Source organism: Clostridium weizhouense (assembly GCF_019431045.1).
In the GTDB taxonomy this organism is placed as follows: Bacteria; Bacillota; Clostridia; order Clostridiales; family Clostridiaceae; genus Clostridium; species Clostridium weizhouense.
Genome location: NZ_JAHXPT010000005.1, coordinates 1 through 18,411 on the forward strand (window position 1 = coordinate 1; position 18,411 = coordinate 18,411).

Here is an 18,411-nt window from a genome sequence, read left to right on the forward strand (position 1 = left end):
TCTTTTGTAATTTGTTTGTGCAAATCAATTTTACACTATAAAAAGGTGGTTTTTTATATTTTAAAAAATAATTTTTTTGTTAAAATAGATATTACCAATTATATGGTTATTAACTGTCCGTAAGTCAGCTTCATCATTATAATTTTTAATACATTTGTCAATTTCATCAACAATTATTTGAATTTGCTTCTGCCACTCGTACATTCATCTGTTCACCTCGTTTCAACCGTTCTATATTTATTATAAAGAAATAGAGAGATTACTTCTTGATTTTACTTGCTATTATTTCATGGTATCTTAATGCACTCTTTATCTTGAAATTATTTCTATACCATTTTCAGTTACAAGAATTGTATGTTCCCATTGTGCTGAGAGAGAACCATCAATTGTAAGAGCTGTCCATCCATTATTTTCATCTATAAATATTTCATGACTTCCAGCATTTATCATTGGTTTAATTGTTCTGCCGGAATTCCACCCTTTGATATTGTATAATTATATGCTAATTTATCTATTTCCTATGTTGTCATGCCTTCTTTGATGTTTTCACTAATTAAATCTAGAAGACCATTATTAATTTCAGCACTCTTTTTTATTCCTTCAATTTGCTCTTTTGTTTTTATAAGATTTTTCGTTGGTACTATATGTCCTTTTCTTTTTAAATCACTTAACTTTTTATCAAATTCTAAATGACAATTTTTATATTTCAATTCACTTTTGCACCAACATAAATCATTTCTTTTTAATCTCATGATATTACTCCCTATTTTAACTATTTAATTAGTCCTCCATGAAAATAACATTCATAAACTTTAATATCATCAAAATATATTTCCTCATATCCTTGAAACCACTTAAATTCTCCATTTATAATACAATGATATTTATACTGTCCATTTTGATAAATAATAGGACCTCTATATGGATTATCCTCAGTCACTAAACTCAAAGCTTCCTTTAAAAACCTACCTGAAAATCTTTCATCCAAAACTCTTCCAGTATAATTCATTGACCAAAATGGAATATCATCTTGCCATAAACCTTCTTCTCCTGAAAATCTTTCTCCACCTAAATAAGTATCAATATATTTTAAGTTTCCCTCTGCATATTCTAAGTCATGGGATTTTGGCCTTGAAGTTTTACACTCTATTCCATTTCCAGCATATGTTGATTTTTTAGCCTTGCATAAAAAATCAATTATACTTTCATTTATATTGTTAACTTTATTTTCTTCAATACACAAGCAACAATTCTCTTCGTAATCATTAACTAATTTATCAATGCTTACTTTAAAAAAATCACTTAATGCAATTAATCTAGCTATATCAGGATAAGACTGTCCTACTTCCCATTTTGCAACTGATTGTCTTGATATGCATAAGAATTCAGCTAATTTCTCTTGTGATAGACCTTTGGCCTTTCTAAGTGTTTGCAATTGTTCTTGAAAACTCATAGTTTAATCCCTCCTAATATTAGTATACTGACAATATTATCATGTTTCTACCACCTAAGTATAACAAAGTTGACAACCAAAAGTTGCATTCAGTAAAAAAGCAATTTTTAATATCAATCATTCTCTACTTTATCACTCACTTATGATATGGTTCACCGCACCACAACTGAAAAAGTTTAGATTTTCACATATACAATATAATTAATATTATTTCAAATGAAGTTTTCATTATATTTTTATAAAGAAATAAGTAGTAAAACCTTCTATGATTTTACTACTTATTTAAATTCAATATTTAACCAATTAGGTGTTTTCTTATCTTTCCAAATTATTTCTCCATTATTAATAAGCATTACTAATTTAAACATTTCTGAATTATCATATATATTAATTTTGTCACATATACTAATTATTTTACTTAAATTTGCTAAAGAATCATCATATCTTCTTTCTATAGCCTCATCTGGTATTCCATGACCACCTTTTCTAACTCGTATTGCAACTCTTTGTTTTGCAATATCAACACTTTCAACCCCTATATAATTCATAGTAACATAAAATCCTTTTTCTTTTGCCAATTTTATATTACTAATAATACTCTTTCCTGATAAAGTAGTTTCTTGATTAAATGATATGCCTTCAAGTATATATTTTTTTATTAGTTTTACAGCTTCTCTTGCACATTTCATTTGAATATTATTGTCTTGCCAAGAGCCTATTCTTGCAACCATTTCATCAGTGTTTATTCTTTTCTCCTCTATATTTTCATTATAATAAATAGATTTATATATAGAAGTTTTTCCTGCTCCATTAACGCCTGCAAATATAGTGTAATTTTGCATATTACTTACCTATAACTTTCATTTGCTCTCTTTGTAGTATCATATTAGATAAGTTTGCATAAAAATCTTGTTCTTCTTTTGTTTTTGAATTTTGAAGTAATTCCATAATATCAGCATAGGAATATCTTATAAAAATGTCATATAAATTGATACTCTTATTATCCATATAACCCTCCTGAAAAATTTCTATTTATAGATTAATTATATACCAGAAAATAAAAATAATAAACCTAATATATATTTATTTTGGTTCTCCACAGATACGTTTCACCCTTCATTATCCTAAACTTTATTTATTCATACATTACTTTTTCTAATTAAGTAAATTGCAATTATAGGTTACAAGTTTTGTTACACTTTTTGTTATAGATGATTAACCATTTTAGGCTTTAATTATGTAGGATATTATAAAAGGCATCCAAATGGATGCCTAATTTTGTTTTAAATATTATTTAGTTTCATTACATAAGTAAAATCCTAAATTTAGTTATCTAATTAGGAAGTTCATCTAAAGTTTTAAATTCATACCCTTGACTCTTCCACTCCTTAATCAAGCTGTCTAAAATAGTTACATTAGTTTTAGACACAGCATGAAGTAAGCAAATCATACCATCACGAGTATTTTTTAAAAGCTGTGTTTTAGAAGATCCAGGATCAGGCTGATTGTCTACATCATAATCTTTATAAGCAAGGGTAAAGAATACAGATTTATAACCAAGTTTTTGAGTATAATAAAGTGACAATTCACTAAAAGTTCCTTCTGGTGGCCTAAAATATTTTAACATTTTACAACCTGGAACACTATTTACTGCATCTTCTACCTGAGTAATTTCAGCATTAAAAGCAGATTCATCCTTAAATGTAGGCATAGATTTATGATGTACAGAATGATTACCTATTATATGCCCCTCATTGCTCATCCTTTTTAGTAATTCAGTATTTGAAATACCATTAAAACTACCAGTTACATAAGGTTTAGTTACAAAAAAGGTGGCTTGTACATTATTTGCCTTTAAGGTATTAAGAATACTATCAGTATAGCCATTTTCATACCCTTCATCAAAAGTAAGATAAATAATCTTTTTTGAAGTATCTCCAAAACCATAAGCTTTATATTTTGATAAAAGTTCAGCACTATCTCTTGATGAATATAACCATGACCACTCTATAGGTTCAGTACTGAGTGATGAAGTATCAGATAATGCCTTTTTAGTAGTAGGCTTTTGGGGTGGATTAGATTTTTCTTTAGGGGTAGATTCAGGCTTAGGTGTAGACTCTGTTTTAGAATTAGATTCTAATTTAGAAGTAGAATCTGATCCATTAGAAGATTTTGAATCTTCTATGGACTTCTCATTAGTAGAATCATCCGTTATTTTTTCATTACTTGAAATATCTATATTCTTATTATCTTCATTTTTATTTCCTAGTCCACATCCTGATAAAAGCAATGATAGAGCTATAAATAAAGCTAATTTCTTCTTAATCAAGTTTTCTCCTCCATATTTTTAAATTTAACATGGTTTTATCTATAGTATTATAATGTAATACTTATTGTTACAATTACATTATACAACATTTTATTACTAAATTTTCACTTAAAATGAAATTATATTGATTAGAACATCCTGTTTTTTTATTTAATACATGTATTATTAGATTAATCTTAAAACCAAATCTTTTTATAAAATTAAGATTAAATCAACTGTTTTAAAGCTCTAGCTGTATAACTATAATCTACATCAAGTAAATCTGCTACTGTACCTTGCATTATAACATTTCCTCCTAAAACTCCACCTTCAGGACCTAAATCGATTATCCAATCTGCATTTTTAATAACGTCTAAATTATGCTCTATAATTAAAATAGTATTACCATTATTTCTTATCTTGTTAAAAAGAACTAATAGGTTTTGAATATCTGAAAAATGTAATCCTGAAGTTGGTTCATCAAAAATATATATACAATCACTTAATTGATTTAAACATAATTCTTTTGATAATTTTATTCTTTGTGCTTCTCCTCCAGATAGCGTTGTTGCACTTTGTCCTAATTTTATATATCCTAAGCCAACTTCAAATAATGTTTCTAAAATTTTATATACCTTGCTTTGTTCTATAAAGAAATTTAAGGATTCTTCTACAGTCATTTCTAAAACTTCATATATATTTTTCCCATTATATTTTATCTCTAATACTTCATTTTTATATTTCTTTCCTTTACAAACTGGACAGGTGGTCCAAATGTTTTCCATAAAAGAAATATGATTGCAAATACTTCCATCACCATTGCATTTTTCACATCCACCATCTTTGCTATTAAAACTAAACTTACTATCTTTATATCCTCGAGTTTTTGCAGCATTTGTGGAAGCAAAAAGCTTTTTTATTTCATCCATAAGTCCAACATATGTTGCTATATTTGATCTAGAAGTACGTCCTATTGGCCTTTGGTCAACATAAATAATTTGCTTTACATGGTTTTCTCCTGAAATATAATCACAAAATCTGCTTATATCATCTTTTCCTTCTAATTTATTTATTAAAGCTGGATAAATAACCTTAGAAACTAACGTACTTTTCCCAGAGCCACTAACCCCTGTTATACATGTAATAGCTCCAATTGGAAATCTAATATCTATATTTTTTAAATTATTGCCTCTAGCTCCATCTATTTTAATCCACTTATCTGTTAGATATGATTTTTCAATTTCTATTGTCTTTTCATTGGATAAATATTTTCCTGTTTCTGAATTTTCATTATCCATAACTTCAATGACTGTCCCTTGCGCAACTATATTACCACCATTTATTCCTGCACCTTTACCTATGTCTATAATATAATCGGCACACTTTATAATTTCCTTATTATGATCTACGATAACAACAGTATTTCCATAGTCTTTAAGTTCTTTTATAATCATAATAAGCTTATCATAATCCTTAGGATGCAGTCCTGTTGATGGTTCATCTAAAACATAAAGCATATTAGTAATTTCACCATTTAATTGCTTAACTATTTTTAATCTTTGAAGTTCACCACCTGATAATGTTGCTACTGAACGATTTAAAGCTAGATAATTAAGACCCATTTTTATATATAAATCAATTTTTCTATAAAGCTTTTTTAATAATGGCTCAACCTTATTTAATTCACTTTCCTGCAATGAATCTGGCAATTTTTCAATCCATTTCTTTAGCTCATCAATTGTCATTGCTGCTACAACTGGATATCTTACCCCTAATATTTCAACGCTTCTTCCTTCTCTGTTAAGCCTTTCACCATTACAGCTATTACATATACCTTCTTTCATAAATTCATCAGCAATTCTTTTTATAGACTCATTACTGCCATTATCATATAAACGCTTTATATAATTATAAGCACCTTCAACTTTCCTTGTGATTTCACCACTTCTACCATTCTTATTTTTATATACATATGTGATTTCATATTCAGTGCCCCATATTATTTTTTCTCTAAATTCTTGTGATAGCTTACACCATGGTAGTTCTAAATCAACCTTCATATCTTCTGCTAATGCTAATACTTCACCTTTTGACCAGTTAGCATTAGGATTTTCTTTAAATTTTCTTAAATCTTTCAATAAACTTGATGCTCCATCAAGAATTGATTTATCTGGCTTAGAAACAATTAAACTACAATCTATTTCTCTATGAATACCTAAACCATTACATACTTGGCACATACAATCTGGATTATTATAACTAAAAGTAGATGGGGTTAATTCAAACATAAGATGCTTACATTCATAACACATTTGCTTTTCTTGAAATAATATCTTCTCACAATCATTAATTAATACATAAATTGCCCCATTTCCTATATTCAATGCTTCTTCTATATTTTTAAGCATGTTTTTTTTATTATTTTTATCTTCATCAATTACATGTTCATAAACCAAGTTTTCATTAATTACAGGTTTATAAGATAAATCTCCATTATTATATGGTTTTATTAAAATCCTTGTATTATCTGGTAATTCCATTAACTTTTCATAAATTTCATGGCTAGAAAGAGGAATGATAGCACTACCGCAATTTGGACAATGTCTTATACCAATAGTTGAAAATATATTTCTTAAATAATCATAAATCTCTGTTATAGTGCCTACTGTAGAACGTGGATTTCTAGAGATACTTTTCTGAGAAATTGATATTGCTGGTGGAAGGCCATTTATCATATCAAAATCTGGTTTTTCTCTGCATGTATTATTAGCTGGACCTCCAATGCTTTCCATAAATCTTCTTTTACTTTCTGAATACAATGTATCAAATATCAAACTTGATTTTCCACTTCCACTAACTCCTGTTACTGCTGTTATTTTATTATATTGAATTGTAACATCAATATTTTTAAGATTATTCTGTCTTGCACCTTTTATTACAATACCTTCAGTTTTTTTGTTATCTATATGCTGATTTTTATAAAAATCTTTTTTATCTTTATTTATATTATTATGAGAATACTTTTTGATGATATCAAGACTTGACTCTTTTATATAAAGCTGTGAAGTATGCTCTTCTTCAAACTCCTCAACCCATTCTGGCCAATGTTTAAGCCAATTAGGAACACTACAAACTTCAACTTTATCATTAATAGATATATATGGAAATATCTTGATTAGTGGACTATTATTAAAAGAATCTAACTTGCTTACTTTGATTCTTTTTAGATTTTTATCAAACTCTAATATTTTAGCTGTTGTAAGTGCTATAGGATTTGGTCTTACTGGTGATCTTGATGCAAAAATTCCTGTTCTGGGTGCATTTTCATAAGGTGGATTACATTCAGTTACCCTTCTATACTTTGCTTCATCAAATCTATTAAACCACCACATTATCTTTATATAAGAATATCCCCTTAAATCTTCATAGATATTTTCAAAATCATTCCCTATATAAATAAAATCTTCTCCATTTATTTTTTTAAGGTTTCCAATTGATTCAATCTCATTTTTGGAATTCACAAAAACTTTTTTATTATCTATACTCTTTACCTTAGGGCTAGAACTTTCCTTAATCCTATCTTCACAAGGAAAATATGGTTTTATATCATAAACAAGAACATTATCTTCTAAATCATTATCCTCATTAAAAGTAATTACTCCTGTTTTTTCATCTACATTATTTATTTCAATAGTTTTTTGCATAAGTTCCTTAGAAAAAATAACAATGATATGACTAAATAATGATAAGTGTTTTAATCCCTTAACAAAACTTTTATTTATTATTATTTTATTTTTACCCTTTACTCTCCCTATTTCATAAACATTAAAATGCTCATTCCTATTCATAAAAACTCTCCTTTGCCATTGGTATATTACTGATAATAATCCATACCACGATGTGAGAGTCAATATTTTTTATTTAGTAATAATAAAAAAATAATGAACAAGAATAAACTAATACATTATTTTGTGGTTATTATTTAATTTTAATGGGTATCTGTATTTCTGTTAAATAATTCTTTGGATCTTCTTCATTCCAAGGCCCTTTATGGCATACCTGCATACTCATTCCACTTATTTCATATTGATTATTTTCATCTAACCAATTTACAAATGACTTATAAGCACCTGAAATATTCTCATAGGGTCCATAAACCATTGTAGATCCAACCAAGTCAAAAGCATCTGTTTTTCGGAAAGTAACTCCATCTTTTTCTATTCCATTTTCCTCTGTTACTATGCATACCTCAATATCTACATCATTTTCTTTATATTCATTATCGTGATATATTGCAAAACTATGGTTACTATCTTTTATATTTAAATTTTCTTTTTCAATATGTTCACATAATAAATGCCAAAGTTCACCTTCTGAAAAATAGTTTGGTACAATCTTTCTAAGACAAATGACATTATAAAAAGGAATAGATTTTATCACAACATTATAGTTAAAATCCTTACTATCATCTATTTCCGACATTGCTTCTCTTAATTTCTTTAACTTTTGCTCTTCAACACTTATTGCTTCTTTAATAACTTCTTCTTTTCGTTTAAATTCTTTCTTTAATGATTCACTATCCCAATGTTTTAATGCATGAGAGATTTCTTCAGTACTAAATCCTATATCTCTTAAAAAGATTATCTTACTTAAAACTTTTGTTTGCTCTACTGAATACATTCTATATCCATTTTTATTATTAATTTTAGCTGGTTTTAAAATACCAATGTCATCATAATATCTTAACATTCTAATAGAAACTTGAGTTAATTTTGAAAATTCTCCAATCCTAAACACTTGTCTCTTCCTCCAAATACATTTATCCAAATTACTATTTGTCTAATACTCAAAGTTGTTTCTATTTTTATTATAACATATTTTGTAAATATATTATTGCTTGTGATACACCATTTTCACTTACAAAAACAGTCTTAGGCAAGTCATATCAATGCCTAAGACTAAAAAGTTCATGTTATTTCTTTATAAATAGAATCTATATTATTTCTAATTAAATTGCTTGAATCTTACACTTATGTTCCTTCTTTTTTGAATCATAACATATCGCTACAGCTAATACTTTTTTACCTTCATTTTCTTTCTTGAATTTTTCTACATATTCTTTTTCTATAATTTGTTTTATTGCTACTTCTGGTAATTCATCTTTTTTAAGTTCAACAATAAAAGGAATATCATTCTTCCGTCTTGGATGAAAAGTAAAATCAGCATAACCTTTCCCCGTCTTTTCCTCACGCTCTACTCTATAAGTATCTCTAGCAGAAAGATATGCAAGTGTAAGAACGCATGATAAGCTATTCTCATCATTATACTGTAAAACTGGAATTTCTGAGTTATGAATATCATGAAGGATTTCTTCTATAACTTTTGTATCCCCCTTAACTGTTGATTTTAACATTTTCTTAGAATTTTCTATTATCTTCGAAACATATCCAAAAGATTTATCTCTTAAAGCTTTTTCAAACTCTTTCATTAATTCTTTATTAGGAATCTTTAAATATCCATCATAATATGATAAGAAACCTAAAACAATCATAGCCGAATATATTTCTTCCTTATTTCTTGGAGCTCCTTGCCCTGCTCTAAATTCTTCATCAATTATAATATCTATTTCTTCTCCTGATACCATTTCTATAACATCATCTCTTATATCTAAAGTGTTATATTTCAAATATTCTGCTACTTCATCCATAGCACCTGTATTGGTCCAATAACTCTCACAATGATTATTTTGTAATGCTTTAACAACTGATCTAGGATTATATACTTTGATTCCCAATGCTGTTAAATATCCATTATACCAGCTTTCAAGTTCTTCAAAGCTTAACTCACCATTTATTGCACATAGAGTCTTTACTTCCTCTTCAGTAAAACCAAAAAATTCTCCAAAACTCCTATCTCTTAAGAATGTATATTCATCAAACATATTAAGTGCAGAACCACTTGAATATTTTTTAATTGGTAAAACTCCTGTCATATAGCAAAGTGCCACATATGGTTGATCTTTTAAAAGGTTTCTTAGAAATTCTAAGAAATCATTTTGATTTTCTTGAAATAAGTTATTATTGAAAATATAGTCCCATTCATCAAAAATAAATATAAATCTATCATTTGTATGACTTAACATATGGCTAATATTAAAAAACTCTTTTATTTCTATATCTGGATACATTGTTTTTATATCATTTATTATTCCGTTTTGAATTATACCAATATATTCATCATAAGTTTTGTTTTTGTCTGGTATTGTATTAAAACTTATATTTATTACATTATATTTATTTAGATGCTCTTCATAACTATTAACTTTGCTTATTTTAAGCTTATCAAAAATTTTTTTTGAATCTACTGCCCTAGAATAATATGATCCAAGCATATCTACAACACTTGATTTTCCAAACCGCCTTGGTCTTGTAACCATACGTACTTGCTCTTAGTTGATATTTTTTCATTTAATAATTTTATTATTAGAGATTTATCTACAAAGTACTTTTCATTTATAAGCTCTTTATAATTTTTTAGTGGCCTATCTGTGTTTAAATACATAGTCAAACTATCATCTCCTTCCATAGTTTGTTTATCATTACAGTATACTTATTATAACATAAGCCAAATATACTTTTAATATCATTGGCTTAATATCATTCTTTTAAACATGCTTTTTAATTTTGCTTCTCCTTCTGCCATTTTATCTGAAAAGTCTTTTTTACTGGTCTTTATTTTCTAAAAACTAAAATATTTGTGAAAATATGTTATTATATAGAGTACATAAAGGAATTTATGATGTTGATGTTCTAAAACATAATTTTATAATTAAAATTTATATTAAAATCTAAGGAGAATTTTTAATGAAGCAAAAAGTAATATTGTGTTTAGTTTTAATAGGATTAACAGTTTTTAACCTTATAGGGTGTACAAATAGTAATAAGGATATTCCCCCTAAAAACGAACAACAAGAAAATATATCTAATGAAAATAGTAAAACTAATCAAAATGATATAACTGAAACAAATAATGATTCAGATACTAAATCAAATGTTAAAACTACTGAAAACAGTAAATCAACAAATAATAAAGATAAAACAGTAAAAGAAAATAATGAACCCCCAAAAACACAGGAAAGTACAAAACAGATATATAAAAATAAATTAGATATTATTGAATTAGGCATGAAGGATCTAGATGAAAAGGATGCTACAGGTATTACTGCAAACATGCTTTCAGCAGCAGGCGAAAGACATAAAAGATGGGATGATGCTTTAAATGAAATATATGGTGTATTAAAAGAGCAATTATCATCTGATGATATGAAGAAATTAGAGAATGAAGAAATTAAATGGATATCATGTAGAGATAATACAGCTCAAAATGACTCATCACCTTATGAAGGTGGAAGTATATATTCATACATATATACTTCAAGTTTAGCAGAAACAACTAAGGAAAGATGTTATGAATTAATTGCAAAATACATGAAATAAAGTTTAAAAAGGAAAAATTTTCTGCAAATACAAAATTATCTATTGAGATATTTTTTACAATTAATTAGAATATAAATCTGATATATATTAATTTGTAGGAGATGATATCTTGTCAATGGGAACATTAGGGGTAATTACAATGTTATTAGGATTATTGAATATCTTAATGGCCAATATATTTCCAGATAAAAATAATATATATTTATATAAATTGTATTATTCTATTTTAGGAATAATAATTATAATTTTAGGTTTATTTTTAAAATCAAATGTTATAAGTGATAAATTATTTATAATAATATTATTAATTTTCTTTATTGTTAGTAAAATTATGAAATATAAAATATTTAAATCAAAATAAGAATTTTATAATTTATCTTATAATTATAGGCTTACATCACTTGATGTAAGCCATTTATCATATTCAAATATAGTTGTAGTTAACTAATTCAAATACAAAACTATTTATAAACAATTAATCCATCCGTTAAGATTTGCTTCAGGCGTTACCATCTTATCCATATCAAATCTAATATCAATAGCATTTGTAACAATAGCATCCTTACAACTATTTTGGATATCCTTTAATGTATGTCCAATCCATCCTCCATTCGTTGCAAATGGAATTATTGTCTTGCCTGACAGATCGTATTTAGATAAAAAAGTTGCAACTGATGGAGCATAAGTATACCACCACACAGGAGTCCCTATAATAATAGTATCATAATCTCCCAAATTTACATTAAGAGGTTTAATAGCTGGTTTAAATCCACGGTCTACTTCCTGTTTTCCTTGTTCAACTACTGAATTATAATCACCTGTATAAGGCTTTACAGTTTCAATTTCGCAGATATCTGCACCAGTAGCCATCTGAATCTTTTCTGCAATTTTCTTCGTATTATTTGTATATGAATAATACACAATCAACTTTTTTCCAATAATATCTATTCCTCCCATACTTCCTTTGCAAGTGTAAATATTGCCCAAGCATTTGGCCATCCCACATAAAATGCCAGATGTGTAATGATTTCAGCAATTTCTTCCCTAGTTACTCCGTTATTTTTTGCATTTACCATATGGTATTTTAAAGAGTTGTCAAAAATTCCTTTTGTCATTAATGCCGTTACCGTAATTACACTGCGATCCCTAAGGGATAATTTATCCTCTCGTGACCATACTTCACCAAATAAAACATCATCATTTAATTCCGCAAATTTAGGTGCAAATGTTCCAAGGGCATCTCTTCCTGCTGTTTGATTTTTCATAACTATCTCCTTTCTAGTCAGGCAGAATTTTCATCCTGCCTGACCACACAATCTTATCTTAATTTTTCATATTCTTCATCTGTCACTGGTTCACACCATTCATTGGAAGTACCTTCTACTGGAACAGATAGGGACAGATGCGCAAAAGCTTCATCTGCTACAGCACCGTGCCAATGTTTGATTTCTGGAGCAATATATACTACATCTCCGCTCTTTAAAAGTTGTGTCTCTTTACCAATCTCCTGATACCATCCATGACCACCAACACATATTAATATCTGTCCAGCACCATGATGGATATGCCAATTATTACGGCATCCTGGTTCAAATGTAACATTGCAAATCATTACTTCCTTACTATTCAAAAGACTTAAATAGCTTTTCCCAATAAAATAAGGTGCATAAACGGTATTTTCTTCTCCAAGTAAAAAGTCAGATACTTTTTCTAAATCTTTTCTATCCATATTATTTTCACCTTCTTTTTTTTCTTATTTATATGATTTTTCATAAATTTTCAAACAATCTTCATGTGATAACGGACATGGATCACACATAAATAATCCACCCATAGTCTCTTTTGCATTTATTGCCATATTATTTAATTCATGTTTTTGTATTCCATAGTCTGACATTTTAAGTTCAGCCACTCAACAGTCCTTCTGTAATTTTATAATCATTGTGTGATAAAGTCCTGAGGCTTATTTGCATCTTTCACAGTTCTTGCAAGGTAAGTTCCTATATTCTCAATTGCTGTCAAAGCATACATGTCGCTCATCATATTAGCAGCTACTGAAATATAACATTCTGTGTACTATGGAATAATGAATCAAACCCTTGATAAGCTGTAAATGTAGCTGAAAGACTTTTTATCAGTTCTGGATCCACTATTGCTAAAACTGGATAAATTTAATTGTCCTGCACCAAATAATAATCTAGTTGGTGAATATTTCATAAAATTCATATACAACACTCCTATTTTTTTATTATCAGAAGTCATTTATAAAATGCGATTTATGATTGCGAAATCTTCTTCAATGACTTAATATATTTATATGCTAATACCTAAACCTAACTTTAGGTCAACCTTTTTTCTAAAAAATTTAAAAATATTTTTGGAGGTACTTTATGAATTATTCAATTGGTGAGATATCTAAAATGTTAAATATATCTATATCAGCCCTACGTTACTATGATAAAGAAGGACTTCTTCCTCTTGTAAATAGAAGTTCTGGAAACATCCGAATATTTAATGATACAGACATAGAATGCCTGAAAATGATAGAATGTTTAAAAAATACAGGTGTGCCACTTAAGGATATCAAACAATTTTTTGAATGGTGCGAAGAAGGAGATTCCACTATTGACTTAAGATATGAGTTGTTCCTTCATCAGAAAGAAAAAACAGAACATCAAATTGCTATTTTGCAGAAATCTTTAGATCGTATTAATTATAAATGCGAATTTTATAGAATTGCCAAAGAAAATGGGACCACTAATTTACCTGGATTAAAAGATGAACTTGCAATGAAATTTCTAAATACAAACTCAAATAAATAATAAATAGAGACAATCGTTAAGCTATTTATAATAACCTAAAAAACTCTTACCTGTATATTTAATACAAGTAAGAGTTTTACTAAACTATTATTATGATTTTAACTTACGCTTTTGTGCAAAGTCAGCTACTGCAGTATAAAGTACATCTGTTGAAGAATTAAGTGCAGTTTCACAAGAATCTTGTATAACTCCAATTACAAATCCAACACCAACTACTTGCATAGCAATATCATTTGGAATACCAAATAAACTACAAGCAAGTGGTACTAATAATAATGATCCTCCTGCCACTCCTGAAGTTCCGCATGCACTTACAGCTGATAATATAGTTAATATTATAGTTGTACCAATATCTACATTTATACCAAGAGTGTTAGTTGCAGCAAGTGCTAATACTGATATAGTTATAGCAGCGCCTCCCATATTTATAGTTGCTCCAAGTGGTATAGAAATTGAATATGTATCTTCGTTTAATCCAAGTTCCTTACATAATGCCATATTTACAGGTATATTAGCAGCTGAACTACGAGTAAAGAACGCTGTAATACCACTATCTTTTAAACATTTAAGAACAAGTGGATATGGATTTTTATGTATTACTATAAAAGTTATTATTGGATTTACTACTAAAGCAAAAAATGCCATACATCCAACTAGTACTAATATCAATTGACCATATTTAATTAATGATTCTAGCCCTTGCTTAGATATACTATCAAATACAAGCCCCATTATTCCAAATGGTGCTAAATTGATTATCCATCTTACTACTTGTGATATAGCATCTGAAAGATTTGCTATAATTTCCTTAGAGCTTTCATTAGCATTTTTTAGAGCAAAACCTATAATTACTGCCCAAAATAATATTCCTATATAATTAGCATTAGAAAGTGCACTAACTGGATTAGATACTATACTCATTAATAAATTATGTAATACTTCTCCTACACCACTTGGTGGTGTTAAGTTTTCTACACTTGTAGTAAAAACTAAGTTAACAGGGAATAGAAAACTACCAATAACTCCAACTATTCCTGCCGAAAGTGTTCCTAAAAGATATAATACTATAACTGACTTCATATTAGTCTTTTTACCTTCTTTAAACTGAGAAAGTGCAGCCATTACTAAGAAAAACACTAATATTGGAGCTATTGCTTTTAATGCACCTACAAATAATGATCCCAATATCGATATTGGCGCTCCTAAATTTGGAATTGTTAATGCAAATATTATACCTAATATTAGACCGAATATGATTCTTTTAACTAAACTTATATTATTCCATTTTTCTATTAATTTTTTCATTTTTCCTCCTTATCTTTATCTTAGTGTTAAAAAATATAATAAAATAATATCATAATAATGTTTTTTCCACAATAAAAATAATATTATTTCAATTTTTTATACGCTAAAACTGTATTTTTTCCACACATTCTATGTAAGAAAGACTCTTTTAAACTTTCTTGTAAGCTTATCTCTTTTGTTATTTCAAATACATATTTAGTATTCATAAAATAATTCATATATTAGCTTTAATATTTAAAAGACAAAGAAAAAAGTAATCAATCTTTATAAGATTAGCACCTTTTCTTACTTATATTATGTGAAATTTTTATAAAAATAAACATTTAATTTAAAAATGACTGTTACATAAATTTTTAACTTTCCAATAAATAAGTTGAATAAATGAAATTAAAGTTATGTTACTTATTCTTCCTTGGTTTTTGCATTTTTAAAATAACAACAGTTCCAATATCTATAAAGTAAGTACCTAAACTTTCTAAAGAAATTATCACAATAATTATAGACAGCAATATAATTTAAAAAAGATGACTCCTGTTCAATACAGAAATCATCTTCTAAATTATTCTACTCTTGTTTAAACTGTTCTTGACAAAAAATACAGTTTAAGCAGTATGAAATAGTACTTTTTATTGTATTAAATTAATCTCTTAAAGTTGCTCCAAGTTTATATTCTAAAGATCTTAATATCTTATCATGTGTCTTATTAACTTCTTTATCTGTTAAAGTCTTATTTTCATCTCTATATGCAATTGCATAAGCTATACTCTTCTTACCTTCAGGTATTTGCTTTCCTTTATATATATCAAATAATTCTACTTTTTCAACAATATTTCCACCAGCTTTTCTTATAGTTTGATCAATTTCTTGAACTAGAACTTCATCATCAACTAATAAGGCTATATCTCTAGTTACTGCTGGGAATTTTGGAAGTGCTTTATATTTTCTAGCTATTTCAGCATTTTCATATAAAACATCTAGATTTATTTCTGCAACAAAGCAAGGAACATCTAATCCATAGTTTTCTGTAACATCTGGGTGTATTTCTCCAAAAACACCTGCCTTATTCTTACCAAGCATTAATGCAGCTGTTTTTCCTGGATGATAACTTGGATTATCACTTTCTCTTACATAATTTGCATTATTTATTCCTAAGCCTTCAAGTATATTTTCAACTATTCCTTTTAAATCTAAGTAATCACAATCACCATATATTCCAATAGTTAATATATTCTTTTCTGTTGGAAGTTTTGTTTCATCTTCATTTGGAATATATATTTTTCCCATTTCAAATAATCTTACAAAATCATTGTTTCTAGCATAGTTTCTTTCTAAAGATTCCATAATTGAAGGTAAAGTAGTTGTTCTCATTACACTATAATCTTCACCTAATGGGTTCTTTATTTTAACAACATTTCTAAGTTCACTATCTTCTGATAAATTAACCTTATTAAATACTTTTGGCGATACAAATGAATAACTGATAGATTGATTTAATCCACTTCCAGTTGCAAGTAGTATTATGTTATCATCTAAAACTTCTTTTCTATATTTAGATTCTCTATCAGTAGAAACCTTAAATATTGTTGTAGGAATCTTATCATATCCATAAATTCTAGCAACTTCTTCTGCAATATCTTCTTTAATTGCAAGGTCTATTCTAAATGTAGGAGTTTTTAATACTAAATTATCTCCATCTATTTCAGTTAATATTTCTAAACTATCTAAAGCTTCTTTCATTCCTTGTTTAGAAATATCTGTACCTAAGAATTTATTTATCCAATTAGAATCAACTACTAAGTTTCCTTCTTCTTTTTTATTAGGATAGATATCTATAGTACCTTCCATAACTTCTCCAATTCCTAGCTCACATACTAAAGCACAAGCTCTGTCTAATGCTAATTGTGCTAAGTTTGGATCAATATCTTTTTCAAATCTAGAAGAAGCTTCTGTTCTTAAATTTAACTTTTTAGAATTCACTCTTATATTAGTTCCATCAAAATTTGCACATTCAAAAACAATTTCTGTAGTATCATCTTTAACTTCTGAGTTTAAACCACCCATTATTCCAGCAAGACCTACTGTTCTATCCCCATCTTTAATACAAAGCATAGAACTATCTAATTCTCTTTCAACTTCATCTAAAGTTGTAAACTTTTCTTTATCATTCGCTCTTTCTACAACTATTTTATTATTTGCAAGCTCTCTTCTATCGAAAGCATGCATTGGCTGACCTATTTCTAACATAACAAAATTTGTTATATCAACAATATTATTTATAGGTCTTACACCTGCTTCAAGTAACCTTTCTTGCATCCAACCTGGTGATGGTGCAATTTTTACATTCTTAACTCCTCTTGCCATATATCTATTGCAAAGTTCATCTTTTATTTCAACCTTAAGTTCATCATTAATATCAGATGAACTTGAAGCTTTGTATTCTAAATTAGGCATTTTATAAGAAGTTCTTAAAGTTGCAGCTGCTTCTCTTGCCATACCTATCATACTTAAACAATCTGGTCTATTTGAAGTTATTTCAAAATCTAATATTGCTTTATTTAAACCTAAAACTTCTTTAATATCCTTACCTAGTTCTGTATCAGTTGGTAATATTAATAAACCATGAACTGGTTCATCTCCTGCTGTTCCTAATTCTTCTTCTGAACAGAACATACCATTTGAAACAACACCTCTAAGTTTTCCTTTTTTAATTTTAGTTCCATCTGCTAAAACCGAACCATGTAAAGCAACTGGTACAACATCTTGCTCTTTCATATTAGTTGCTGCAGTTACTATTTGTATTTCTTCAGTTCCAATATCTACTTGACAAATACTTAATTTATCAGCATCAGGATGTTTTTCAATCTTTACAATTTTTCCTGTAACTACATTTTGTATTACATCTCCTTGAACAATTACTTCTTCAAGTTGTGAACCTGATAAAGTTAATCTATCTCCTAATTCTTTTGGACTTACATTTATTTCTGCATAATCTTTTAACCAATTATATGGTATCTTCATATTTCTTAC

13 protein-coding genes and 3 pseudogenes are annotated in these 18,411 nt (G+C 27.8%); 2 read left to right on the top strand and 14 right to left on the bottom strand.

Annotation, left to right across the window (positions count from 1 at the left end; all coding sequences use genetic code 11):
- Positions 1–309: 309 nt before the first annotated feature.
- The 8 genes and pseudogenes from KYD98_RS07815 to KYD98_RS07850 all read right to left on the bottom strand — a co-directional run bounded on the left by KYD98_RS07815 (position 310) and on the right by KYD98_RS07850 (position 10,346).
- A pseudogene (locus KYD98_RS07815) lies at positions 310–752 on the bottom strand (SEC-C metal-binding domain-containing protein).
- Positions 753–772: 20 nt separating this feature from the next.
- A complete protein-coding gene (locus tag KYD98_RS07820; RefSeq protein WP_219779059.1) occupies positions 773–1,453 on the bottom strand; it encodes a DUF5680 domain-containing protein in 681 nt (226 codons plus the stop codon).
- A gap of 278 nt (positions 1,454–1,731) precedes the next feature.
- A complete protein-coding gene (locus KYD98_RS07825; RefSeq protein WP_219779060.1) occupies positions 1,732–2,295 on the bottom strand; it encodes an ATPase in 564 nt (187 codons plus the stop codon).
- Position 2,296: 1 nt separating this feature from the next.
- The gene (locus tag KYD98_RS07830; RefSeq protein ID WP_219779061.1) at positions 2,297–2,461 is read right to left on the bottom strand and encodes a hypothetical protein; all 165 of its coding nucleotides are present in this window, start codon (positions 2,459–2,461) and stop codon (positions 2,297–2,299) included.
- A gap of 325 nt (positions 2,462–2,786) precedes the next feature.
- Complete coding sequence (locus tag KYD98_RS07835; protein WP_219779062.1) at positions 2,787–3,782, bottom strand: polysaccharide deacetylase family protein; 996 nt, start codon at positions 3,780–3,782, stop codon at positions 2,787–2,789.
- A 206-nt stretch (positions 3,783–3,988) separates the two neighbouring features.
- Positions 3,989–7,609 (bottom strand): excinuclease ABC subunit UvrA, encoded by a 3,621-nt coding sequence (gene uvrA / locus KYD98_RS07840; protein WP_219779063.1) that lies wholly within the window; start codon positions 7,607–7,609, stop codon positions 3,989–3,991.
- 130 nt (positions 7,610–7,739) lie between these two features.
- Positions 7,740–8,558 carry a MerR family transcriptional regulator gene (locus tag KYD98_RS07845; RefSeq protein ID WP_219779064.1) on the bottom strand — a complete coding sequence of 273 codons (819 nt, stop codon included), beginning with the start codon at positions 8,556–8,558 and terminating at the stop codon, positions 7,740–7,742.
- Between the two features lie 211 nt (positions 8,559–8,769).
- Positions 8,770–10,346 (bottom strand): annotated as a pseudogene (locus KYD98_RS07850) (AAA family ATPase).
- Positions 10,347–10,624: 278 nt separating this feature from the next.
- On the opposite strand from KYD98_RS07850, the gene KYD98_RS07855 reads away from it, so the two are divergent.
- Positions 10,625–11,257, top strand: a complete 633-nt coding sequence (locus KYD98_RS07855) for a lysozyme inhibitor LprI family protein (RefSeq protein ID WP_219779065.1) — start codon at positions 10,625–10,627, stop codon at positions 11,255–11,257.
- A 465-nt stretch (positions 11,258–11,722) separates the two neighbouring features.
- Here the strand turns inward: KYD98_RS07855 and KYD98_RS07860 are convergent, their stop codons facing one another.
- The 4 genes and pseudogenes from KYD98_RS07860 to KYD98_RS18505 all read right to left on the bottom strand — a co-directional run.
- Entirely contained in the window at positions 11,723–12,196 is a 474-nt protein-coding gene (locus KYD98_RS07860; protein ID WP_219779280.1) for a flavodoxin, read from the bottom strand.
- 5 nt (positions 12,197–12,201) lie between these two features.
- On the bottom strand, positions 12,202–12,522 hold the full coding sequence (locus KYD98_RS07865) for a carboxymuconolactone decarboxylase family protein (RefSeq protein ID WP_219779066.1): 321 nt from the start codon (positions 12,520–12,522) through the stop codon (positions 12,202–12,204).
- A 53-nt stretch (positions 12,523–12,575) separates the two neighbouring features.
- Positions 12,576–12,986: a cupin domain-containing protein gene (locus KYD98_RS07870; RefSeq protein WP_219779067.1), complete on the bottom strand. Its 411-nt coding sequence runs from the start codon at positions 12,984–12,986 to the stop codon at positions 12,576–12,578.
- Between the two features lie 24 nt (positions 12,987–13,010).
- Positions 13,011–13,425 (bottom strand): annotated as a pseudogene (locus KYD98_RS18505) (iron-containing alcohol dehydrogenase); the annotation flags it as partial.
- A gap of 222 nt (positions 13,426–13,647) precedes the next feature.
- On the opposite strand from KYD98_RS18505, the gene KYD98_RS07880 reads away from it, so the two are divergent.
- Positions 13,648–14,079 (top strand): MerR family transcriptional regulator, encoded by a 432-nt coding sequence (locus KYD98_RS07880; RefSeq protein ID WP_219779069.1) that lies wholly within the window; start codon positions 13,648–13,650, stop codon positions 14,077–14,079.
- Between the two features lie 90 nt (positions 14,080–14,169).
- On the opposite strand, the gene sstT is transcribed toward KYD98_RS07880, so the two are convergent.
- A complete protein-coding gene (gene sstT, locus KYD98_RS07885) occupies positions 14,170–15,384 on the bottom strand; it encodes a serine/threonine transporter SstT (RefSeq protein ID WP_219779070.1) in 1,215 nt (404 codons plus the stop codon).
- 639 nt (positions 15,385–16,023) lie between these two features.
- A complete protein-coding gene (gene pheT / locus KYD98_RS07895; protein WP_219779071.1) occupies positions 16,024–18,402 on the bottom strand; it encodes a phenylalanine--tRNA ligase subunit beta in 2,379 nt (792 codons plus the stop codon).
- Positions 18,403–18,411: the final 9 nt, after the last annotated feature.